The organism is Ruminococcus sp. AM42-11 (genome assembly GCF_003480145.1).
Lineage (GTDB): Bacteria > Bacillota > Clostridia > Lachnospirales > Lachnospiraceae > Blautia_A > Blautia_A faecis.
Window position 1 is genome coordinate 14,415 of the sequence record NZ_QUIO01000028.1, and the last position, 23,608, is coordinate 38,022.

Consider the following 23,608-nt stretch of genomic DNA (forward strand, 5'->3'; position numbering starts at 1 on the left):
ATTTCATCTCTTAATTTTTCAGACTCTCTTTTACAAGATCTTTGTCCTTTTTCGAGATTCCACGTCTGAATAGATCCGCTTTTCCATATGTTCTTCCACCAAATTTTTTTACAATATCAAGTAATTGTTCCTGGTACAATAAACATCCATTTGTATCTTTTAAAATTGGAATCATATCTGGATGAATATATTCTGGGGTTTTACCACTTATTGCTATATCAACATACTCTTCTAATGCTCCCATGCTATCAGGTCTATATAAAGAAACAACAGCTGCAACATCATTTATATTCTTAGGTTGCAAACGAACCATTAGATCTTTCATTCCGGCAGATTCTACTTGAAATACTCCATTTGTTTTCCCTGATCCTAGAAGTTTATAAGAATCAATATCTGTTTCAAATTCATGATTATTAATATCGTACAACCATGGATCTAAATGTAAGTCATCTTTAATCTCTTTAACAATGTTAAGTGTTGCAACACCTAAAAGGTCAAATTTTACAATTCCAATACCCTCAATATAGTGTTTATCTACTTGAATTACATGTTCGCCCTTTGTTCCGATCTTCATTGGCATATAGTCGTTTATTGATGTATCAACAATTCCAACTCCACCGGCATGAATTGATACTGTTTTAACTCTTCCGCTTAAATGTGAAGCAATATCAAACAAATCAGCATACTGTGGATTATCATTTATAAGAGTTGGATTTACTTTTATACAGTCATCCCATTTATCAAATGTGAATTTTTGAGATAATTTCTGCATCTGATTATATGGAAATCCTAGAATCTTACCTACGTCTGTAATTGCTACTGTAGGAGTAATGTAAGAATAGTTGATAATCTGACATACCCTGTCTTCCCCATATTTGTCTACAAGATATTTAATAATTGCATCTCTGTCTCCTACATCAGTATCAATATCAGGTAATCCAACTCGTTCAGGATTTAAGAAACGCTCAAAAATCAAACCATATTTGATAGGATCAATATCTGTAATGTGGCAACAATAACAGACTAAAGAACCTGCTGCGCTCCCACGACCTTTACCGACTTCAACTCCAAGTTTTTGAGCAGCATTGATAAAGTCCCATACAAATAAGAAATATCCATCAAATCCCATTTCATGAATAATTTTCATTTCATAGTTAAGTCTGTCTCTTCTTATCTGCTGCTCTTCCTCGGACAACTTATCGTAACCTCTATCTTTCCATCCTTCTTTAATCAGATGCCACAGGAATTCATTATTATCATTAAATCCATCTGGTAATGGGAATGTTGGTAGCTGCGGAGACTGAAACGGCATATTAACATTATCAATTAAATCTGCCACCTTATTGGTATTATCCAGTCCTATACATACGTTCTCATAACCAATCTGTGAATCCATACACTCATGGATTTCTTCTTCCGATTGCATATAGCAACCTTCATAAACTTCACTATTCTCGATTGCATTCTTATCATTATTGGTACTTTTTCGACCAATCTGAATTAATTTGTCCTGATAGTATAAATCTTCTTTCTTCGGAGCATGGCTATCAGTTGTGATAATGAATGGTGTGTTTGTGATTTTGGATAATTCTAAAATTTTCTGATTATATAGACATTGATCCTGATGCTGATGCGATTGCATTTCAAGATAGAAATACGGAAATGCTTCTTTGTATTCGTTTATATACTTAATGCACTTGTTAAAATCTTCTTCTCTAGCAATTTTGCTTGCTAAACATGCTGATGAAATAACAAAGTTTTCAGCGTATGGCTTTAGATCCTCAATTGTACATCTTGGCTTAAAGTAGAATCCCTCAAAATTACTTTTTGTAATTACCTTATTTAAGTCTTTACGACCTTGCTCATTTCGAATTAGACATATTAAATGAAAATATTTATTATCTTTATCTCTTACTGTAATATCATTACATTCATATAGCTCAGTTCCAAAAATCAACTTAATATCTGGATATTCTTTCTTTAATAAATCATAATAAATAAAACTGTAAGCATTACCATGATTTGTTGTCGCATATGCTTTTAATCCAAGCTCTTTTGCTCTATCCAACATTTCTTTAGGACTTCCATAACCGTCAAGTAATGAATAGTAATCATGGTTATGTAACGAACTGTACATCTAGTCACCAACTTTCATCTTCGTCTTCATCGTTGTCTTCTATATCTTCGAAAGAAGTGCTTAAAACATCTACATCATCAATAATGAACTGCAATGTTTTAATTCCTTGATACTCACTAATGCATGGATTTCCAACAATATTGATTTTTGCAACATTATCAAATGAATTTTTGAGCCAATCCATAACAGAATTACCATCTTTACATTTAAACTGTACAAACTTAATCTCACCAATTTTAAAGCAATAAGAATCTTCATTCTTGCCCTGAATGGTAATATCGTCTCTATTTACTTCAATATCTGTAATAGCAATCATTGGTTCTTCAATGCCTTGTCCAATCAAGTCTGTAAATTTTGTCATCTCATAAATGATGCTTTCATTTACATCGTACTCTGGAATGATAAAATCACATAAATAGACTTTAGTGAAATCTTCATCCTTTAATTCATCATTGAATATTTTTTTTGCTTTTTCTACGTTATCAACTGGGATTTCAATACCGAATGCAGATTTGTGCCCCTGAGCAAAATTGAATTGATTGTTAGACTCTACAAGATCTCTGAAACTTTCAATAGGACTATGGTTTATATTTCGTCCACTACCACCAAATACAATGGTATTTGTTTTATAATCATAATGCTTCTTTAATAATAAACATGGCCTGTTGTACTTCTCTGCTACTTTAATTGCACATACACCTGTCATTCCACCATCAAGAAGTTCTGATACATCACACATGATTACTTTATCAGTAGGATTTTCTCCAATCTGATCAAATATCATCTGTACACTTTTTTCACGGCTTTTATCCTGTCTTGCTTTTGCATTCTTTGCAAGTCGTGCAGCTCTATCATAAATACTTTCCTTGATAACCTCTGCAGGTTTATCTTTTGTGGCACGTTTCTTATATTCAAACCATGCATCCTGTTCAATGAAAGCTTTAAACATAAGCTCTTTTTCTTCCGGTGAACCGAAGCGAGTACATCCGTTTAAAATCGGAGTAATATACCACTGCACATTATGAATATTAACAATTCCGCCCATACTATATTCCTGAGCATTTATAAGTGCTTGAAAGAATTTATTACTGATATTGTGCAATCCAACCTCTACGAGATATTTTGTTTCAGCTGAACGCATATCCATTACATCTGAAATATTTGCTAAAGCAACCAAATCTAAAAAGTCATCTGCATATTCACACCATAAAAAATCATCTAACGCTTTTAAGAATTTATATACAATCCCAGCTCCACATAAGCTTTTATTTGTATAAAACTCACTCATCTGATTATTTACGATTAATGCATATGGATTGTCTATTAAGTTTCCTTCTTTATCTTTTGCTTGTTCGTGATGATCTAAAATAAGAACATCAACTCCACGATCTTTCAATGTTTTGCATGATTCTACATCATTAGTACCTGCATCAGGAACAATCAGTAACTTTGTATCCTTATCAACAATTACATCATCGTCAAGTCCCTCAAGACCATGTGCTTTTGTTCGTTTGTGAAAAATATATCCAACAGGATAATCCTTATTTAATCTTTTAATATACGAATACTTCATTGCTGCACAACAATTTCCATCTACATCTTCGTCTATAAGAATCTGTATTTTATCGTTATTATCAAAATGGCTTAAAAATAATTCAACAGCTTCACCGATATTATCAAGTAATCCATAATCAAGCTCTGCAGAGTGATCTAATGATAAATACTCTTTTGGATTCTCAATATCTCTATTTTTCAGAAAATTAATCTGAATATTCTTTAAGTCATTATATTTATTTTCCGAATTTTTATATAACTTAAACTTCAACTTTCCAATCACATCCTATCTGTTAACGGATATACATTATTTTCCAATAAGTATTCCCATCTATCTTTATTATCCGATGGAGATTCTTTCTCACCTGTTAGCTGATTGTCTTTATCGAACATATAATACGCTGGAATGCCATCTGGTAATCTATCCGAAATTCTCAGTATATCATCCAAAACAACATCTTTATCAAAACAAAATACAATCTTAACGCCAAGTCTAATCAGCATATCTAACTGATGTCTTGAAATATTCTTTCCTCCTGTAGATACTGCATTTTTATATCCATAGGACCATAGCTGCATTACACCTTTTTCTGATTCAACAACATATACGACTCCTAACCTTTTTATATATGGAAGCGTTTTATTCAATCCGAATAGAATTTTTGATTTTGCACATTTCTCCAAATACAAATATTTACATTCAGATTCATCAACCTCTTTTTGAAATAATCGACCCTTCACTCCGACTAAATCGCCAATTTCTGAATATATTGGTATTGTTATTCTATTTGTTTCGGTATCATAGCCAATCTGAAATTCTTTCTGGGTTGAATAACTAATCCCATCTTCATAAAATAAGTCATTCACGTAAGGTTTATAGTAGTCAAGTATTTCAACAGGTATTGGTTTTAATGGAACTTCTTTCTCATCAGTTTGCTCTGTAGACATTTCATTAACTAATTTCAATATCTTTAAACTCTCAGGTATATCTGATTCAAAGTCATGATAATAAGAAATTCCAACCTCTTGACATATAAATTTAAGGCCTTCAGGAAATGAAAGTTTCTCACAGAAGCAAACTAAATCAATAATATCAGTAGCTCTGTTAGTTTCGACCATTTGTCTTGTGTAATTTGTACATGATAAATTTTCCGTATTATATATTACGATTGCACCGGTATTATCACCGTCTGGATTTCCGCAGGTCCAATAATCTCCATGAAATTTAATATGATGGCAGTGAATCGCATCAAGAATCTGTTCCACATAATTATTTTCTAATATATATTCTTTTAATTCTCTAGCATCCACTGCCAATCACCTCACTAATTATTTTTGTCTTTGTATTAACTGCCCAATATTTATCCAAGTATTGTAATCAAGATTAATTTCGAATAACATAATCTTGTCCTTACTTCCAGCTCTGTTTTTATCAATTTTAATTGCAAAATATTGCTTACCTAAATCCAGGTCAGATATTGTAGGATCACCCCATCCAGGAGTATCACATATCATCTGATATTTGTGGTATTCACTTTTTTCAATCATCTTTCCAAGAGTAAGCGTATCAGTAACATGTTTAATACCTTTACTAGATGCAATATTCATAGAACTCAACTGGAACACATCTGTAAACTTACTATCATCAGATAACTGGAATACTGCAAATCCAAACATTTTAAGCTCTTTTGTAATTTCCTTAAGCTTAGTTGCAATCTGCTTTAACTGCGCCCAGTCCTCTACTTGATAGTTTTTCAATGTATCATAACCATAATAGGTTACTTCATTTACAAGCTTCGCCTTACGTAATTCAAATTCAATACGTTCCATAGAATAATCGTCCTGGACATCTTTGTACAAAAGCTTACCTTTTGTATTCTCATCAATCCATTCTCCTACTTGAACGATTTTGTGATACTCATCTGAATCACGTTCAACCCTTTCTATATACTCTTCTTCTGACTCTGTATAAATACCATTCTCATCTATATGCCTACGAATTATCTCACCGTTTCTATCTCTGTACGCACCCAAAACAATCTCACGTTCTGGCTTCTTGATCTTAATACCATGCAATTCTTGATATTCTTTATTATTTATTACAGTAACAATCATACAGTTTTTAAGGTCATCTTCGTCCATCTCATTAGACATAAGAAGAAAGTTTTTATGTTGTACCAAAGTCACATAAGCTGCTAATGCAATAAGCTTTCGAGATTTACCACCATTTGAGATAAAGCCCTCAAAGTGCGTTTTACCCTCTCGCATCCCAAGAAAGAATTCATTGTACATTGGCCAGGGATATGGAAGTCCAAAGTTTGGTTTCTTCAAATACCTTTTAATCTGATCAGCGTTACCTTTTGTAAGCTCTACTGCTTCTTCACCGGCATTGATTACAGTGTGAATTTTATCAGCTTTAGCTCTGATAACCCTGTAAATATCGTTAGCTGTCATCTTATCAAAATTCTTATGAGCAAGAATCTTATCAACAGGATAGCCGTTTCTTCCATACTCCCTAACAAGAGAGTATTTTTTTACTGTATCAAAATAATTCTTGATGTCATTCGAATCTGCCAAACGCATAAATTCACTAATTGTCTTCCAACCGTGATATTTCTTATAGTTACTCATTCGCTCGGCATCCTGTGACATAAATACATTTAGCTTTGTTTCATCAACTGTTTGGGAAAATTTAAGATAGTAAGTTTCAAGACATTTATAAAAGAAATAGACTACTTCATCAGAAAAGTCATATTTTGGTCTCATAAAATTGCCATATGTAACATACAGGTCCGGAGATTTATACAATGCTCCAACAAACATAATCTCAGATTGTACATTACATACATTATTAATTTCTTCCATCTGCCACTCCTTATCCAAAAATATCATTTAGTAAATCGTCCAAGGAGTCATCACTATTATTATTTGTTTCAACTGTTTTTGGCTGTGGAGCAGTTGTTAATATTAATTTTTCATCAGTTTTATCTGATTGAGCTTCTGCCTCTAAGATTTTTTGCTTTTCAAGGAATTTTAAGTAAGAGTCATATTTGTTATATAGAACTTTTAAATCGTATTTAACTCTTGATACTCCTGTTATATCCTTACCTTTTGCAATATTCTGTGCATTAATTTTATCCAGATAAGATTGTTTACGCACAAACATGTCATATAAGTGCTTTGGTGGAATTTTAACACCATATTTACCATCATATAGTGCTGCTATAGAATCCCATGGAACTGTCTGAATATCATACTGTTTTCGGATATAATCATTAACAAGCTTTTCATCGAAGATTTTATCTACTTCTTTGACAGCTGCTATTTTATATTCATTTAACTTTGTAATATCCTTTTTTCTTCCATTAAAAACACCTACAATCTTTACATATGCATCTTCTTTGTACTCTGGAATATTTTCCATAAATATTGGTTTGTCTGAATATTTCTTTTTAAAACAGTCTTCATGCCAATACTTATTTTTAAATACAAGAATATCTTTCTGATCTGCATCTTCAATGACAATATCTTTTGAGCAGCCACCACATTTTCTGTGGAATCCTGCAGATTCTTTAAAACACTTTTCATGGTAGAAAAGCCCATCAAAGAATACTACATTTTCCACAGATTTATTTCTTTCAAAATGGATGTGGCGTTGGCAGCAATGGCAAACTCTATCAAATTCATTAACTAAATTATCATTCTTTGCTCGTGCCATAATTTATCCAATCAGTTTTTCATTGTCTCGATAACTTCCTGTAAAACAGAAATATCATTTACATTCTTGTACGCAGTTGGTAAACCTTTTGCTTCAAGTTTTTCTTTAAGGGATTTTTTTGCGACTGGAGAAAGAGAATTTTTAATAGATACGATTTCTTTGCGAAGATCGTCTGGTGTTGGTGATGTGGAAGTGTTATCTGAATCGGTAGCATCTTCAACAACCGGATCACCAACTCTACCTAAAACTTCTTTAGCATACAGATCCTGCTCTACCTCAACAGCTTTAACAAGGTCATTTTTAATTACAAATTCTTCTTTGTCCTTAGTTCTATCAAGAGCAGCTTGCCAATCAAGAAGTGATGGGTCTTCAATAATCTCGCCTTTTTTATGAATATGAGTACGATCTTTTTCAACTTCTGCACAAATCTGCCCGGTTTCTTTGTCAAAGAATGTTCTTAAAACAGTGTTAGTATTATAATCAAGTCCCTTAAATCCATCAGGAATTTTTCTTCCTGTTGCTACAGACTGAAATTGTCCATCATCTGTTTTTACACTAATTTTCTCATCTGCTTCACGACATGTTGTAATGCAATTTACACCAGAAGACATAAGGTCAAGAATAAGATCCTGTCCTTTAAACTTAATAGTAGACCAGTCCTTTATTTCAAGTCCGGCACCTTCAATTTTTACAAGCCTTTCATCACCAAGTAACCCAGCCTTATCTGCTTTTACTTTATTTCGTTTTTTAGAAAATTCAACCAATCCAGACTGAGTTGTTAAATTAAGAATAGTTGCACCATCCACAATAATTGCGTCTGCTCTAAATGGTTCACCATATGCATCTTTCACAATTTCATCCGTTTCATTTCCATCTTCATCAAGTTCATATAAATCTTCATGGTTTTTTACTTTTGCAATATACTGCCTTACTTCCGTAAGTGACTGTGTATAAAGAATGTAAATATTATCAAGGTTAATTCCTGCGGCTTCCATATCATCAAGGTAGCTATCAAGACCGCCTGTCTCTGCATCAATATAAAGAACCCTAAAAGGTGTTCCGTCCTCTCGTTTATAATAAGCAATCTGTGATGCTAATGTTGTTTTGCCTGTGAAAGTATCTCCATAGATAATCATGTTTAATTTTGTTTTTGCCTGTTTAGCTTTTCTACCTTTTGCCATTTAATTATGCTCCTTATATATATAAATTAATTTGTTATATTTCTCAAATGTTGGGAGGAAATTTAATTCCTCCCAGTGGTCAATTACCACTCTTCATCCTCTTCGTCAGCTTCTCCAAGGTTACTATCTCCCCATCCGCTATCGTCAGAATCGCTACCATAATTTTCCTCGGCTTTATTAGCGTTTCTAATCTTCTGCATTGCTTCTTCGATAGCTTCCTTAGAGTACAGGTCTTTTTCAATGGTAGTCGGGTCAGCACCAGTCACAATGTACTCACGTTTAACAGGGGTAGAAACTTTCTCCATTTCGTCCTCTTCTCCCCATCCATCATCTACAGCAACTTCTTCTACCTGAACGGAAGCCTGTACATGACCGGATACTTTAAGTGCCCAATATGGTTTCACTTTCTTCCTAAATGTCATCGCAAGTTTTTTCTGCTTTTCATCAACAGGGTCAAGAATAAATTCAACATCCTCAATATTTGAGTAAGTTACAACCTTACCGGAGATAACATATCTTCCTGTTTCCTTATCGTCTTCAACTTCTTTTTCAATTCCCATAAAGACAATTACCTGATTGAAGTTGTTCTGAGCTTTAAATTTTTCACTATCAAATTCACATGGGGCACAAAGAGAAATCTGAGATGGTTCCATAGATTTGTATCGTTTGATGTTACCTTTATCATCGCGATTACTGCGATAAGAAATGCTACCTTTTACAAAAACGCTTTCTCCGTCTTTAAGATTATTACGAATCTCGGCACAAGCATCATAATCTGTAAGTACCTTTTTATCATTTACCTGTTCACCTTTTTCATTGGTTACTTTAGTAAGTCCAAGATTTTTACCAATAAGTCTAAATCCTTCATTCTTTGGATCTTCTGCAAATTTAAATCTGTTTGCCCAAGATACCGGCTGTGATGTTCCTTTTTTACCTTTTTCTTCTGGCTTTTTATAGAAGTAAACTTTCTCCTGTTCAATTCCAGTAAATCCGATATATAAATCTCGACCTTCATCATATTCAAGACCGAAGTTTACGATTCGCATTTCCTTGCCGGTACGTGTCTGCTTTTCAGTGTAGAAATTATCTTTCTTAGTTCCTTTAACTACACCTTTGATCATAAAGTTACCTTTTGTTTCCGGGAGATTGAATAATCTCTGTTTTTTAGTATTGTTCTCCAAATTTAGAGACCTCCTTTGAATATATATAAATTTTTTAATTGCAACCTGTATATAAACCTAGTAATTTACTAGGAGAATAAAATGGAAATTTATAAGATAAACAGCCCAGTGGCTGAAAATCGAACCATATAAAATTGAATTTTTATTTTGGAAATGTTGGTGAAGAAGATCACCAATTAGAAATTAATTATCAAAATGATCGTAATACCGATAAAGACTTACTACATCGTCAAGATTATCTTCTGATCCATCATAGAAAACATACGAACCTTGCAGATAGCCACCAAGTACTTCTTCAATATATGTCCTTACTATTCTCAAAGTTTTACCAGAATAATAGCTGTCATCTACGAAAATAAATGGCTGATTCTTATAAGAATCCAATTTCCAATTAGAATATTGAATTGGGTTACCCTTTCTTAAACTGCCATTAATATACTCAATACTGCAGTCGCTTAAAAACCATTTATATTTCAATCTCAATGCTGCAATCTTTTCTCCAATTTCACCTGATATGATGATATTTTTTACACTTGATTGTGAGATATGTGTTAGATATGATATTAGAAAATCTTCATCGTTTTTGATTAAATCATCTAGTTCATTGAAATATTCTTCTCCACCGCCGTGAAGATCAATACACTTTTTTGTAATTTGACTCATTCGGTGCTTCAGTTCATTTAGTGTTAACCGTTTCATAACTTATACTTCCTCGTTTTTGTTTAGTTTTTACTTATTTCTAAGCAAGTACACAGGATAGGATTCGAACCTACATTCTAATATCCTGCCATTTAGACGACCTGTGCTACCGATTATATAAAATGAAAGAAATTTTAATTGAGACACTGTAATTCTTATTAATACCCTATAGGTGATTCGATATAATTAATGCTCCAAGAGCGCAATACATATAAATCACAGTACCTCAAATACGGATGATGGGACTCGAACCCACAAGGTTGTTAACCGCTGGAACCTAAATCCAGTCTGTTTTCCTATTTCAGCACATCCGCTTATTTTGGCAAGAACCTGTATAACTTGCCAGTAACTCTTATACTCTCACTTATACAAACAAGGTGACGTGAGCGAATTACTTTTTAGAAAAAGATCCTTGTTATATTCTTCTTCTCAGATTTTTATGTAGGCGACCATCGCAGAAACCTACTGCCTTATCTCTGCTACTCAACAGATCTCGTATATCTCTTACGCTGAATCTGGCTTCCGCAGATTACGGACTATCGTAGAATCCACACAGGACTCATATGAGATATTTTTGGCGACGGTTTTTCGTGCTTTATTTAATTGTATTTTGTATTTTTACGCGCTTTGCTTAATAAATCTTTTGAGTTCACATTCACCGGTATCCTGATTTTTACTACAAAATTTTTATTAAGCAAGTGGACCATCTGTGATTCGAACATAGAAATCTTTCGCTTATGAGGCGACTGCCTTAACCGTTTGGCTAATGGTCCTTAGTTTGATAGAGCAAACCCTGAAATCTCTATCTCTCATTTATTTTAAGACTAATGAGTTTGTCCCACATATCAAGCACTTAATGCGGCTACATTAAGCTGTGGCAAACCATTTGTACGCCGAAATGCTAACCATAACGCAGATGTCATAAGGATTTAAAGTCTGTGTTTTTCTATTCAGTTTATTAAGGTCGCATGAAAATACATCTAAAAACAGTAGACCTAACTGGGCTGGTAGGATTCGAACCTACGAATACGGAGGTCAAAGCTCCGGATGTTAACCGCTTCATCACAACCCAAAAACAATTTCATATCTTCAATTTATTTTCCTCTTTCGAGGAATAGAACTGGGACGGAATCGAACCGCCTGTATTCGAATTCAACTACTTATCTCTTTTCAGATAACATAGCTTGTGCGCCAGATATATTATCCTAGTGATCCAGTTCATATTATAATAGGAAGAAACTCTTCCTAAGAGACACATCTGAGGGTTGAACTCAGAACCAATTAAGGCTCCCCATCTGGAATGTGTCTACCAAGATTGAAACAACTTTGTAAAGCAAACCTTTTTAGAGTACTCTGATCTTCTTATAAGGCTCATCGCCACAAGAACCATAACCACATACTGTAAGTTTGATTGAACTTCCAAAGATCCTTACGATTTTTTCACGCACAGCTGCTATTCTGCTGTTACTAAATACGTAAAAGTTTAACCATACTTTTCGATTGCTCTAGCAGTAAACAAATCTTTCGTATAGCTTCGAAATTCCAGAACTACTGCGCTCTGTAGGTGGATCATACACGATATTGTGTAGTCAAACGGTACGGCAACTCGATGTTGAGAAGCGTTTTCTGTGACACCACAAATCTGAAATCTCTAATAGGACATCTGGGAGTCGAACCCAGTACAGACTGCTCAAAGTCTCTTCACCATCGAAGTCATGTCCCACCTCAACACTTTAGGAGGTATAAGAAATAAGAAATCTATTTGGGTAGCTAACCCAAATCCTGGATTCGGATTCGAACCGGCAAATACATGAGTTTCATGTGTTATAACCATTTAACTATCCAGGACGTTCCAACTGTGGCTTTGTTAGAACTAAGAAACAAGGTTTTAATAACCGCATTGATTTATTTATAAGATGAACTTCACCACTTAACAGCCTTGTACAAACCACAGAGCCGATATAATCATGCTACAAAACTTTTTCAAGGTTTTTATCAAACTTTGGAACTTATCAACTTTACTACGTGAACTTTATATCAAAAATAAGCTTTGAACTTTTAACTTTAAGGTTTGAACTTTCTATCTTTAAACTTTACAGTCATCCAGAATAAGTATCATATAATCTACCAATTATAGATTTTGTAATGTTTTTCAGATTATCACTCTGACCTTTTACATTAATTTTTGAGGCCAGCTTGTTTAATTTTTTACTTTACTCTATGCTGACTGAAAGACTAAAGGATTATAGTTCAGTGATTTTCGATAAGCAATGAAGGAAATCTTTTATACAACTGTTCGTATAACAATGGCTATTTAGCTATTATATGGGTCAAAAATCGCTTGTATAATTTTCAACCAATAATTCACTGACCATTTATTAATACTCAATTGTAACTGTTGTTAGTGCGTTACTTGTGCTTAAAACAGAGTCTACTTCTGCTTCAAATGAGGAAATTTCGTCAGATAAAACACGGATTTTATTTTGCACATTTATCGGATCAATCAACGCCCATGTGTTAAGATCAATGTACTGCTGTTTGGCTTTTGTAACTTCATCGGTAGAAGTTTTACCCTCTTTCTGTCCAAAAAGACCAGTTACATAATTTTCTGACTTACTTTCAAGAATCTCATTCTCTTTGTTTGTTTTTGCCTGTGCCTGAGAAAGCTGTTGCTGCATTCTGTCAAGCATCTGTCTCTTGAACATCATACTGTTATTTTTCATGTTGATTGTTTCTGCTACAGTACGTTCTTCTTCATTTTCTCCAATTTTAATCTTAACTTTTGTTACTGCATTTGAAAGCATTACTGCTCTCTGCAGAGCTTCAAGTCTACTCATAAGATCTACATCTTTGTCGTAACATCCTGTAATAATCTTCTCATATTCATCAACATCCATTCCGGAAATTTTTGACTGAGAATTTTTTTTGCAAGATACAAAAATTGAATTGTAAATCTCACTCTGGATTCTGTCTTTAAGGATTTTAATTTCTGCTAACGCTTTATGTACTGTCATAGTTTCTTTTGTCATAATTTTCTTCTCCTTTAAATTGAATTTTATTCTTTAAATTTTTAACTTTGAAATACTCATTTCTGAGTTAACGGCACCTGTTGGAATCGAACCAACATCTGATGATCCAAGGTCATCCGTGATAACCATTACACTAAGATGCTTTATATTGACGGTTGCTACACCGCCAAATATATCTTCGTCAGATAAAATTCTATTCACTCAGATTCGCTATTTTCTGAACCGCTCTCTTATGAACTGCTGCTACAGTTTCCTGGCAGTATCGCCCTTGTTCCATACCAGTCACTTGTATGTACTCTCTGTTTTCTAAGTTAGGCTTCACCTTACTTAATGTAAGGACCGTAAGTTAAGTTTATCGTCATTCTTATCTGGACTCTCTATTATTTACTTCTAAATTGACATTCAATTTATTTTAAAAAAGTACCTCTAACCGAACTTGATACCGAAAAGTTTTTAATTACAGTTACTAAGCTTTATTGTTAATTCCCAGAAATTAATTTGAATATTCTTCTGTACTTGTATCCGTAAACTTTATACTATAATGAATAAGAAAAATTCTAACTATCACTCTAACAATTAACCCAAACAATAACTCACTTACTTGTGTTAAATGTATATTTACTTTTATATAAATAATCTATATGTAAAAGTAACTGTAATACGGAAGATTGATTACATTAACTACTTCCCATTAGAGGTCAATATCAATCTCAAATTTGTACTCTGCTGAACTGTTTACAATATTAAGTTCTTCCTGAATTTCTGAAATTTCGGTATACACACTGTCATATTTTTTCTTTGCGTCCTCAAGATCATAATTCAAATAAGTGTATTCAATATCTTTGTTTATTGAAGTGTTTCTTATCTTTTTCTGTCTGGTAGCAAGTCTGCTATAAATACTCTTCTCTCTTTCGAGTATAGCTAATCTAATAATGTTGTCACCGACAGTAATCCATTCTTCATAACTACTGAGTTATTAAACACAGATTTTGCATGTCTGATTGTAATAATTTTCTTATCAATCTCATCAATCTGTGAGATAGTCTCATTCAGATTGAATTCTGCTTCCTGCTCTGCTTTGATCTGGTCGTAATTCTCAGTTATTGCCACAATGAATGTTGACATTTTAGAAATCTTATCTGTGAGAATACCTTTTTCTTGCTCTAACTTCTTAATCAGCTTATTGGCTGCATCAGATGTAACTTTAATCATTTATTATTACCTCCATATTTATTACTTCCGATTCTCTTTGCTTTTTGTTTCAGTTTTTCATTAATCTCTTTCATCTGCAGCGTAATGATTTTGTTCTGCAAGTAAGCAGGATTAATTGGAAACTGTTCATCTCTAAGAATTACTTCCGAATCTGCCTCAAATTTATTACACATTTTTACCGCTTCATCGTGATCAAAATTTTTCATTTCAATCTTAATGTCAAATCGTCCATCTCGAATAAGAGCAGGATCTAGTCTATCAATATAATTTGTTGTTGCTAAAAATATTGTTTTCTTACATGAGTTAATTCCATCTAAGAGTTGCAATAATGCTTGAAAATTTTCTTTGTCTGCAGAGGTAACACTATTATCACGTTTACTTACCAGAACATCGATATCTTCTAACACTACAACAGAATCTTCTAATTTTTTCCAAAATTCATTCTTTGAAATTAATTTTGATAAATCATTCAATGTGAACTTAACAAGAGTTAAGTCGTACTTTGTTGCCAAGACCTTGGCAAAAGTGGTTTTACCAGTACCAGGTTCACCATAAAGAAGGATGCCAATTTTGTGATTAATTCCACACGATGTAAAATACGTTTCAGAATTCAACCATGCGTCCAAATAGCTAAATATTTCATTTTTTTCTGGGAATATAATTGCGTTTTCTGAAATACCATCAATTTCATCGTCAAGTTCATTTGTCATCTTATCTGTTTTATCAATTTGCAGAGTATCTATTGTCATATATTTACTATTATATTTATCGCAAAATTTTCTAAAAAAATCTGCATGTTCTTTTCTATGAGGACCGATAAAATAAATATTTGCATAATCTAAAAAACTACCCTTACTTAATTTGGCAACCACTTTAGTTTTATCTTTGCAAGTAAATACAAATTTTCGTTCATATGGAAGCATATAATAAACTCTATCGTTTCTCACAAAGCACTGTTTATATTCCTCTATATCACCAATATATTTTTTGTATAGTTTTGGATCGAGTTTATTTAAATACCAGCAAATATTTTTAATATCATCAGAATATGATGTAAAAAATCCAACAATTAATTTGTCTTGAAGCCTATTAATCTTATCAACAAAATAATTTTTTCCAATCGTAAATAAAAAATCATTCACGTTGTATTCAATGGCATTTTAATTCCAAGCTGTTTTGTTAAATTTGCTGCATCTTGGAAATTATGTAGCAAAGCACCGGCATTAAAATATCGTGTATAATTTAGCATTTAATATCTCCAATCTATTTATTTACCAAATACCCTCTTGAATACCATATAGTTCGTACCGCCAGGAATCGCAAATATAATATTCTCAAAAGTATCTGCATAATATTCTTCTAATTCTTTTTTGAAACTATTCGCAACAAATTCTGCATCATTACCAAATACACCACATCCCCATGCGCCAAGAATTAATGTATTAACTTCCTCTTCTTTTGCAATATCAAACATAAAATGTATACGATCAACCATTACAGAATTACAATCGAAATCAGATTTACCACAATATTTTTGAGCTGCAGTTTTGTTTGGTGCTGCACAAGTAATAACATCTACATAAATTTCTTCATCATCTCTTATGAATAAAACATCAGGATTATATAACGCACGATTTGTATATAATGCGAAGTTCTTAGTCATTCTATTGAATTCATAATAATCTTCATCAAATTCAGATAATACATTATATAAGAAGGAACTATGGCAAAGCATTTCTTCCTGTGCAGATGAACCATCTAAAAATTTTCCACCTGGATTTTTATAGCTTGCAAAATTAAGAACTGCTGTTTTACCTGTATTTTCATAAGAAAATATTGCCTGTACGCTATCCATGTCTTCTACAGTGATTTTCTGATGAAAATCCGGTTTACTATCGCATTCTTTTTTACAATAAAATCCTTGATCATATACTTTTGTATTGTTTACACACTCAGTAATTTCCAAACTATATAACTCTTCCATTTTATTTGTGTGGGCATTTGCCTTTTTCTTTAACTCATTTTTTCTATCCCAATATCCCATTACCAAATCCTCACAATCTGGCGATATAGTAAAATTTCTTTATCATTTATCTGCTTATCATCATGTAAGTGTCCGAAGAACCATTTTTTAAATTCACACTTATATTTAATTTCTTCTAAATATGCATTTAGTTCATCTGTCTTAAAAGACCCATGACTATACAAAGCTTTTGTACTTGAAGTACAGTCATGTGTAATTATATAATCAACTTTCCAGTTGTTATTTTCTAAATTATCTAATCCAATTTGCATCTCTTCTTGAGTTGGCATTTCTTCTTCCCACCATGAGATGCCTTTTACTCTATAAAATAAATTATCTTTTCTAAGTTGTTTTTGTTTCTCTGTAAAGTCTGGATCATCTAAATCAAGCAAATTCTCAATATCATGGGATCTTGCACCGCCGAAAATAAATATTGTGCAGCCATCAATATTAAAAACTTGACCTCTCATTAGATGAAGTACATGTGGTCTAATCTCATGAACTAATCCACCATTCCATTCTTTTACAGGATAGTCATATAATCTATTGAATGCCTCGTGATTACCGTCTACAAAAAGAGTTGTAAATTTTTTGGCTTCAAGCCAGTTAAGCCAATACTTTTCTGAATGTGTTTCAGTTAGATAATTCCAAACCAATCCGAAGTCACCACAAATAATTACATAATTTTCATTTTGATCGGTAAACGTTTTCTGCTCTGGAAAATTATCCATACTTAGTCTTGTTACATCACCATGCGTATCTCCTGTTATGTAAATCACTGCTTTTCTCCAATTAATTCTTTATATTTTTCAATATCTACAACAGCATATTCACCGACTTCATATTCAAAATCATTTGTACAATTTGCTAATTTATGTACATCGTTAAACTGAGTGCAGCGTTTTTCGCACATATATCGGTTTTTATAAAATGATCCACCTTTACATTTTGTTGCTCTGACAATTTTTTTAGTTTTTTTATCTCTTAATGCGTATAAAACCTCGTAATCCTTATTTTTACTCATAAGATCCATCCTTTTACCATTTTCTCCAACCACCAGCTCCATCAGATACAATATCGCATCCGCAAATTTTACATTTCTTCCGAACACCTTTTGAAAAATGATGATATACTCCACTTGGCTTATGCAACCTAGAATGTCATGACATAATCTTTTTAATGGAGCAAATGGTGTAAACATCCAGATCATTGCCAATATCCATGTAAATAAGCAAATCGGAAATACTACACATAAAATCAACATAATAAATGTTTTAATTATTATCATATCTTCTCCATTTCTCTGGTCCACCAGTTAAGGCAGACCAGATTATTATGTATTACCAAACTTCATAAATTTTCTCTAAAACATCTTTAAACGATTCGGCTTTATCAATGTAAATACCACATTCGCATAAGATATTAATAGACTCATTTACACTATCAGCCTCGGTTAAAGCGTAAATAATATTATTGTGTAATTCTCTTTTATCCATATTATTTCTCTTCTTCGACAGTTGTTTCATTGGCATCGTCTGTCATATTAATAATTGTTCCGGAAGATCCACTAACCATTGGAAGTTCGCCATTCCAACGCTCCATCTTAATTTTCTCAATAAGTTCTGGAGTTAAGCTCTCTGCAATCTTCTTGTTTGCTTCTGCTTCGGCTTCTGCAGCAATCTTAGTAGCTTCTGCCTGACCTTCTGCTTTGATTTTTGCCTGTTCAGCATTAATCTGTGCGGTTTCTTTATTCTGCTCTGCTGTGATAAGAGCAACTTCTTTCTCTTTTTCAGCATTAATCTTCGCAGTCTTAGCTTCAATTGTTGCAAGTTCCTGATCCTGCTGTGCTGTTACCTTTTTCTGAATTGCAGCTGTAGTCTCTTCATCTGTTTCAATTCTTGTAAAGTTTACAGTATCAATAATAATTCCGTATTTGTCGAATTTTGCTTTGAGATAATCATCAAGTGCCTGATTAAGCTCCTGCCTTTTATCACCAAATACATCAGTTACAGGATATTTTGCAGATACTTCCTGAGACCACGCAATAATCTTAGGTTTAATGAATGTATTTTTAATACTTTCACCACTCTTACCTTTAAATGTTTTGAAAATCTCTGTAATTCTATCCTCATCAAAACGATATGAGAATTCCACATCTACATTGATTGATTTTCCATCAGATGTTGGAATATTAAAGCTTTCGTCTTTATCAGAATCGCCCTTATCATCTTTAGTAAGATAAGACTGTTCGAGGGCGATTGAATATTCCGTTACTTTCTGTGTAGGCGTTTTAAAATTCCATCCCTCTTTCATAGTTTCACCATTAACTCCACCATGAGTAGCATCATATATAATCCCAATATAACCAGGGTCAATCTTAACTGTGTTTAAACCACCCAATGCAAGTCCACCAACAATAACAGCTCCAGCAATAATTCCACCAGTTCTTTTTTTACTCATCTTTTTTATCCTCTTTGTTTTCATTTTCTTTATCTTCCATTGCATCTTTAACACCATTACTTAAATGTGATGAAATCCATCCGATAAACTTGAATGTACCGATATTTGCAAGTAAAATCCATAATAAAATTGCTCCAATAATTACTAAAATGTAGAATGAAATCATACTAATCCCCTCTTATTTTGTCCAATCGCCTGCAAATGCTTTTGGCTTCTCTGTCTTGATTTTCTGGATAGCTCTTCCAAAAGCAATCTCCTTCTTACCAGGTTTCATCCCAGACTGTGCAAGAACAGTCACATTTTCAGTAACTTTTGTCCATTTACCATCTTCACCTTTCACCTTGTAAGTTTTTTCTGTTTCTTCATAACTTTGTTCCATGCGTTTTTCTTTGTCATGTTTTCACCTCATATTGATATAATTGTTTTAAAACATATAGCACATAAGCTATAAATTTTTTTACATAAGCATTTTTGCCAAAGCTTCAAGTTCAAGCTCTGTACGCTTATCATCAGATAAAAGCTTATTCAAAGTGTTTTCTGTCTCTTTTAATTTCTTCTCTTTTTCTGCTCTAGTTAATACAGAAATCTGTGTATCAATATCGTGCATCCATTTATCAATAGTGAATCCAGAAATTGTAAACTCATCAAGATCCATATCCAAATCAGATGCAGCCATTTCATACATATGTAACTGTACTTTTAATAATTTTAGCTGTTCTACATTCATTACTCTAATGGACTTCTTGTCTACATCTGGTGGTGTAAACACAGTAGAAGTCTCAGACTGCAGTGATCTTGGAAGCTTCGCAAGCTCTTCTCTCTGTAATTCTACCTTCTTTTTTAACAATAAGATTGTTTCGTCATTTTTGTTTGCCATAGTTTTATCTCCTTTTTTTATTTAATATACATCTTTGGTATAATCATGGAATTCTTTACCATCCAGATGCTTATATATTCTATATTTTGGTTTTAATAAATTATATAATTCTGATAATAAATAATCTTTTCCATTGTATCCAAACAATCCAGTTCCACGATTTTTATACGCTTCAAAGTTATTTAAATCTTTATCGTATGCATTCATTCTATAAAAATTTTCAGAATTTGTTATTTCCAAAAGTTTTTCATAAGATAAATTGGCATATGTTATAGAATTATAATCTACTGGGTTATAGCTAAAGTGATTATTCTCAAGATCAGAAAACATTTCAGAATACTTTTGATTTGGTTTTTCATCAATGCAATCAATTAATATGTCTCCAATACTTTTTCTACTCTCAAAAATATAATTTTGATATCTACACCATCCATTATTTTCACCTGTACAGAACCAATAATATTTCCCTTTATTTATTTGTCTGTACGCACCATGTTTATCATCGTTTCGCATGGTCCATGTATCATCTAGTGATTGAAGCCAATATCCACCACCTCCTCGCCAATAAGTATAGTATCTGTTAATTTCAGTATCCCACTTATCAAATCTACCCATGTATATCCATTTCTCTTCATTTTTTGTTAGATATGTAGCTCCAATAATAAGATCCTTACCTTTAAATCTCTTCCCATTTTGAATTTTGTCTGTTCGAGTTTTTATCTCTTTATAATCAGGCGAATCTACAGGAATCAATATTAAATCTTTTCTGTCCCAACCATATACAAATTCTCCATCAAGTCCTTTACCTTTTAGACAATCACAATTCTCTAAAATATAAAGTAAATTATTAATTGTGATTTCGAACTCAAATCCTCTAGGATCATATATTCTACAGTAAGCTTGTCTGTGATTTCCCCAATCACCGGAATAGTCTCCTACTTTTTTATTTAGTACAAATCCTCTAGTTGGTTCATTATCAAAATCATCTGGTTCAATTTTTTCATCTCTCCAGTTATTCCAACTTGTTTCTTTACGAAGCTTATTTTTTTCATCATAATAGATTACATAGGCAAGCTCTTAGTATAGGTATCAGATCTGTTTTGATACCCTACTTTAATTTTCTTAGGAATATAAATACTCATTCAGTTTCCCTCTTATCATCGTAATACCATCGTTTATCAATCAAATCCTTTATAACACCGCTTTGCTCCATTCCAATCCACTGATCCAATGTAAGTGGCTTATAATCAGACAACATACAGAAACAGTCGATCATTTGAACAGGAATTGTTTTTTGTTCATCATCATATTTTGATTTACGTAATGTACTTCTCGTTATGTCTTTGAACTGTTCCACTAATTCCTGATCTTCCGTAAGATGAGTGTGTCCATGCAGCATCCAGGTAATGGGTGTACCATCTTTATCAGTACGAAACTGTCCATTGTAACAAAATATTGGATAGTGACATAAAACTACCTTTCTTCCATCGTCATGCATTTCTGCATAAGGTTTAATCCATTGAAATAATGACTGATCAAATTTCCTATCCTGTAAAAACTTATCATGTCCACCACTCACTAAAAACTTCTTCCCATTTAATTTGCGAAGTATTTCGTTGGTTTGCTCACCTTTGCCAAGTGAAAAATCACCAAGTATAACAACTTCATCATTTTTTCTTACTACAGAATTCCACTGCTTAATCATATAATCGTGCATCGCTTCCAGTGATTCAAAGCCACGTTTATCCATAGCGGTATTCATCCGTGTGTGATAAAAATGGTTATCTGCAATATAATATCTCATTAAATACCTCCGATTGAATCTTTACAAGTTTTTGTAACATTATCATAATTTAGTTTGTCGCTATATTTCATCCACTCTTGCAACTCAGAATAACCACATGAACACTCATGTATAACAATAGGGTATCCATAATCGTATTTAATTGCAGAACTCATATATTGACCACATTTAGGACATTTCCTCGTCATTATCCTCTTCTCTTTCTGCATATAATTTAGCATCAATATCGTTTAAAATATCTTCTTTGTCGTTATCCAACCTGTCATTAATTACTTCCTCTAATGCATATTTAAGCCATTTTCCGACATCTGGTCCTTCCGGTACGCCAAGTTCCATAATATCCTTCCCATTTATAGCCAAATCTTTTATAGAAAAACACTTCGCTTCTGCCAGAACTTCATTTAATATTTCTTCTGCACGAAAAATTTCCCATAGACGATCTTTTGCATAATACGGATTGTGTGCCATAATATCGCAGAATCTTACATCTAACAGTCTTCTAAGTTGTGCTTCACCAAGTTTATTCAGATATTTTTTAATTTTATTCGGTTTTGGTACAATTGTCATATCATGACTTGCTACAAGTTCTACTACAGATTCCCTAATCTCGTTGGAAAATTTTAGTCTACGAAGTAGTGACTCAGTAATCTCTGCACTTTTAACAGCATGTCCATAAAAATGCTCAATCCCTCGATCTACCGTTTTTGATTCAGATTTGCCAATATCATGCAATAAGATAGCAAGTCTGGTTTCTAATTCATGTATTCTACAAGCTATTAATGCGAATCTAGTGTGATTCCATACATCATAAATGTGATACATATTATTCTGAGAGCAGCCCATCATCTTACTTAACTCAGGAATTGCTGGTGAAATATCAATATAATAATCAAGTACATATTCCGGATGATCTGAAATAAGAATCTTACACAGCTCTGATTGTATTCTTTCTGCAGAAATCTTTGACAAACCATCATTTGTTTGTACCATTGCAATATTGGTATAGTTTTCAATATGGAATCCTAATTGGGCGGAAAACCTTACAGCTCTCATAATACGTAACGGATCTTCTGTGAATCTATCAACAGGTGTGCCTACACATCGTATAACTTTATTCTCAATATCTTTTAGTCCATTGAACGGATCAATAAATCCATCATCGTCATTATAAGCAATTGCATTCATTGTAAAATCACGTCTTGCTAAATCTTCGTGAATATTTCCGATAAATTTTACAGAATCTGGATGGCGACTATCAGTATATTTTCCATCAATTCTATAAGTAGTTATCTCGTATCCACGATAATTTACCATGACAGTTACAGTGCCATGCTGCAAGCCTGTTTCTACTACACGAAATCCTTTACTACGGAACAATTTACATACGTCTTCCGGTAAAGCGTTTGTGCAAATATCCCAGTCGTGTACAGGTAATCCTATAATAGAATTTCGTACAGCTCCACCTACAAGATAGGCTTCATAACCATTACGATTAAGCACATAGAATATAGATTTTACGGACTCTGGTAATACAATACCCTCTATCATTTTTACTCTCCTTTCTTTAAGATTTAATGTGCAGATAGGGATTTGAACCCTATATAAGCAAATTTTATCAATTTTGTTTACTGACATAAATTCGCCATTATAATATGCCTAATTTTGTAAATAAAGCATTATTATACGCATATATCCATTCTGCCACTGCACGACCTAATTTTTAAATGCATCTA

The 23,608-nt window shown here is 32.9% G+C and carries 22 protein-coding genes and 4 tRNA genes; all 26 read right to left on the reverse strand.

Translation table 11 applies throughout. From position 1 onward, the window contains the following. Positions 1-10 precede the first annotated feature (10 nt). A complete protein-coding gene (dnaE, locus tag DW904_RS15460; RefSeq protein WP_118582396.1) occupies positions 11-2,137 on the reverse strand; it encodes a DNA polymerase III subunit alpha in 2,127 nt (708 codons plus the stop codon). 4 nt (positions 2,138-2,141) lie between these two features. Continuing rightward, positions 2,142-3,962, reverse strand: coding sequence for a DHH family phosphoesterase (locus DW904_RS15465; RefSeq protein ID WP_147422331.1), 1,821 nt, complete (start codon positions 3,960-3,962; stop codon positions 2,142-2,144). A gap of 8 nt (positions 3,963-3,970) precedes the next feature. Next, entirely contained in the window at positions 3,971-5,002 is a 1,032-nt protein-coding gene (locus DW904_RS15470) for a toprim domain-containing protein (RefSeq protein ID WP_118582402.1), read from the reverse strand. An 18-nt stretch (positions 5,003-5,020) separates the two neighbouring features. After that, positions 5,021-6,556, reverse strand: a complete 1,536-nt coding sequence (locus DW904_RS15475; protein ID WP_147422332.1) for a hypothetical protein — start codon at positions 6,554-6,556, stop codon at positions 5,021-5,023. Between the two features lie 10 nt (positions 6,557-6,566). After that, positions 6,567-7,316 carry a hypothetical protein gene (locus DW904_RS15480; RefSeq protein WP_147422333.1) on the reverse strand — a complete coding sequence of 250 codons (750 nt, stop codon included), beginning with the start codon at positions 7,314-7,316 and terminating at the stop codon, positions 6,567-6,569. A 104-nt stretch (positions 7,317-7,420) separates the two neighbouring features. Next, positions 7,421-8,590, reverse strand: coding sequence for a hypothetical protein (locus DW904_RS15485; RefSeq protein WP_118582411.1), 1,170 nt, complete (start codon positions 8,588-8,590; stop codon positions 7,421-7,423). A gap of 83 nt (positions 8,591-8,673) precedes the next feature. Then, entirely contained in the window at positions 8,674-9,771 is a 1,098-nt protein-coding gene (locus tag DW904_RS15490) for a hypothetical protein (protein ID WP_118582414.1), read from the reverse strand. Between the two features lie 183 nt (positions 9,772-9,954). Then, positions 9,955-10,470: a hypothetical protein gene (locus DW904_RS15495; protein WP_118582417.1), complete on the reverse strand. Its 516-nt coding sequence runs from the start codon at positions 10,468-10,470 to the stop codon at positions 9,955-9,957. A gap of 231 nt (positions 10,471-10,701) precedes the next feature. Further along, positions 10,702-10,784, reverse strand: a tRNA-Leu gene (locus DW904_RS15500). Positions 10,785-11,169: 385 nt separating this feature from the next. Then, positions 11,170-11,243, reverse strand: a tRNA-Ile gene (locus DW904_RS15505). 226 nt (positions 11,244-11,469) lie between these two features. Further along, positions 11,470-11,542: transfer RNA gene (locus tag DW904_RS15510), tRNA-Gln, on the reverse strand. A gap of 1,306 nt (positions 11,543-12,848) precedes the next feature. Next, entirely contained in the window at positions 12,849-13,499 is a 651-nt protein-coding gene (locus DW904_RS15520) for a hypothetical protein (RefSeq protein WP_118582420.1), read from the reverse strand. A gap of 71 nt (positions 13,500-13,570) precedes the next feature. Then, positions 13,571-13,641, reverse strand: a tRNA-Gln gene (locus DW904_RS15525). Between the two features lie 779 nt (positions 13,642-14,420). Continuing rightward, positions 14,421-14,711 (reverse strand): hypothetical protein, encoded by a 291-nt coding sequence (locus tag DW904_RS15530; RefSeq protein WP_118582423.1) that lies wholly within the window; start codon positions 14,709-14,711, stop codon positions 14,421-14,423. Further along, the gene (locus tag DW904_RS15535) at positions 14,708-15,853 is read right to left on the reverse strand and encodes an ATP-binding protein (protein WP_118582426.1); all 1,146 of its coding nucleotides are present in this window, start codon (positions 15,851-15,853) and stop codon (positions 14,708-14,710) included. The genes DW904_RS15530 and DW904_RS15535 overlap by 4 nt, the downstream gene beginning before the upstream one ends. Positions 15,854-15,978: 125 nt before the next feature. Further along, positions 15,979-16,755, reverse strand: coding sequence for a TIGR02452 family protein (locus tag DW904_RS15540; protein ID WP_118582429.1), 777 nt, complete (start codon positions 16,753-16,755; stop codon positions 15,979-15,981). After that, entirely contained in the window at positions 16,755-17,513 is a 759-nt protein-coding gene (locus DW904_RS15545; protein WP_118582432.1) for a metallophosphoesterase, read from the reverse strand. The genes DW904_RS15540 and DW904_RS15545 overlap by 1 nt, the downstream gene beginning before the upstream one ends. Continuing rightward, positions 17,510-18,022 (reverse strand): hypothetical protein, encoded by a 513-nt coding sequence (locus DW904_RS15550; protein WP_147422334.1) that lies wholly within the window; start codon positions 18,020-18,022, stop codon positions 17,510-17,512. Before DW904_RS15550 ends, DW904_RS15545 begins: the two co-directional genes overlap by 4 nt. Before the next feature lie 52 nt (positions 18,023-18,074). After that, positions 18,075-18,230, reverse strand: a complete 156-nt coding sequence (locus DW904_RS22985; RefSeq protein WP_202187739.1) for a hypothetical protein — start codon at positions 18,228-18,230, stop codon at positions 18,075-18,077. 1 nt (position 18,231) lies between these two features. Further along, positions 18,232-19,194: a prohibitin family protein gene (locus DW904_RS15555; protein WP_202187740.1), complete on the reverse strand. Its 963-nt coding sequence runs from the start codon at positions 19,192-19,194 to the stop codon at positions 18,232-18,234. After that, positions 19,187-19,360, reverse strand: a complete 174-nt coding sequence (locus tag DW904_RS22990; protein ID WP_202187741.1) for a hypothetical protein — start codon at positions 19,358-19,360, stop codon at positions 19,187-19,189. The genes DW904_RS15555 and DW904_RS22990 overlap by 8 nt, the downstream gene beginning before the upstream one ends. 12 nt (positions 19,361-19,372) lie before the next feature. Beyond that, a complete protein-coding gene (locus tag DW904_RS15560) occupies positions 19,373-19,573 on the reverse strand; it encodes a hypothetical protein (protein ID WP_118582441.1) in 201 nt (66 codons plus the stop codon). A 78-nt stretch (positions 19,574-19,651) separates the two neighbouring features. Beyond that, on the reverse strand, positions 19,652-20,071 hold the full coding sequence (locus DW904_RS15565; RefSeq protein ID WP_118582444.1) for a hypothetical protein: 420 nt from the start codon (positions 20,069-20,071) through the stop codon (positions 19,652-19,654). Positions 20,072-20,092: 21 nt separating this feature from the next. Then, positions 20,093-20,824, reverse strand: a complete 732-nt coding sequence (locus DW904_RS15570; RefSeq protein WP_207664917.1) for a hypothetical protein — start codon at positions 20,822-20,824, stop codon at positions 20,093-20,095. A gap of 385 nt (positions 20,825-21,209) precedes the next feature. Further along, positions 21,210-21,875 (reverse strand): phosphoesterase, encoded by a 666-nt coding sequence (locus DW904_RS15575; RefSeq protein WP_118582447.1) that lies wholly within the window; start codon positions 21,873-21,875, stop codon positions 21,210-21,212. Between the two features lie 168 nt (positions 21,876-22,043). Continuing rightward, complete coding sequence (locus DW904_RS15585) at positions 22,044-23,423, reverse strand: HD domain-containing protein (protein ID WP_202187742.1); 1,380 nt, start codon at positions 23,421-23,423, stop codon at positions 22,044-22,046. Positions 23,424-23,608: the final 185 nt, after the last annotated feature.

What these genes read in the sequence shown, in the direction of transcription:
- dnaE (WP_118582396.1), bottom strand. Translation starts at nt 2,137, where the DNA reads ATGTACAGTTCGTTACATAACCATGATTACTATTCATTACTTGACGGT.
- DW904_RS15475 (WP_147422332.1), bottom strand. Translation starts at nt 6,556, where the DNA reads ATGGAAGAAATTAATAATGTATGTAATGTACAATCTGAGATTATGTTT.
- DW904_RS15485 (WP_118582411.1), bottom strand. Translation starts at nt 8,590, where the DNA reads ATGGCAAAAGGTAGAAAAGCTAAACAGGCAAAAACAAAATTAAACATG.
- DW904_RS15495 (WP_118582417.1), bottom strand. Translation starts at nt 10,470, where the DNA reads ATGAAACGGTTAACACTAAATGAACTGAAGCACCGAATGAGTCAAATT.
- DW904_RS15520 (WP_118582420.1), bottom strand. Translation starts at nt 13,499, where the DNA reads ATGACAAAAGAAACTATGACAGTACATAAAGCGTTAGCAGAAATTAAA.
- DW904_RS15530 (WP_118582423.1), bottom strand. Translation starts at nt 14,711, where the DNA reads ATGATTAAAGTTACATCTGATGCAGCCAATAAGCTGATTAAGAAGTTA.
- DW904_RS15540 (WP_118582429.1), bottom strand. Translation starts at nt 16,755, where the DNA reads ATGGGATATTGGGATAGAAAAAATGAGTTAAAGAAAAAGGCAAATGCC.
- DW904_RS15550 (WP_147422334.1), bottom strand. Translation starts at nt 18,022, where the DNA reads ATGATAATAATTAAAACATTTATTATGTTGATTTTATGTGTAGTATTT.
- DW904_RS22985 (WP_202187739.1), bottom strand. Translation starts at nt 18,230, where the DNA reads ATGGATAAAAGAGAATTACACAATAATATTATTTACGCTTTAACCGAG.
- DW904_RS15555 (WP_202187740.1), bottom strand. Translation starts at nt 19,194, where the DNA reads ATGAGTAAAAAAAGAACTGGTGGAATTATTGCTGGAGCTGTTATTGTT.
- DW904_RS22990 (WP_202187741.1), bottom strand. Translation starts at nt 19,360, where the DNA reads ATGATTTCATTCTACATTTTAGTAATTATTGGAGCAATTTTATTATGG.
- DW904_RS15560 (WP_118582441.1), bottom strand. Translation starts at nt 19,573, where the DNA reads ATGGAACAAAGTTATGAAGAAACAGAAAAAACTTACAAGGTGAAAGGT.
- DW904_RS15565 (WP_118582444.1), bottom strand. Translation starts at nt 20,071, where the DNA reads ATGGCAAACAAAAATGACGAAACAATCTTATTGTTAAAAAAGAAGGTA.
- DW904_RS15575 (WP_118582447.1), bottom strand. Translation starts at nt 21,875, where the DNA reads ATGAGATATTATATTGCAGATAACCATTTTTATCACACACGGATGAAT.
- DW904_RS15585 (WP_202187742.1), bottom strand. Translation starts at nt 23,423, where the DNA reads ATGATAGAGGGTATTGTATTACCAGAGTCCGTAAAATCTATATTCTAT.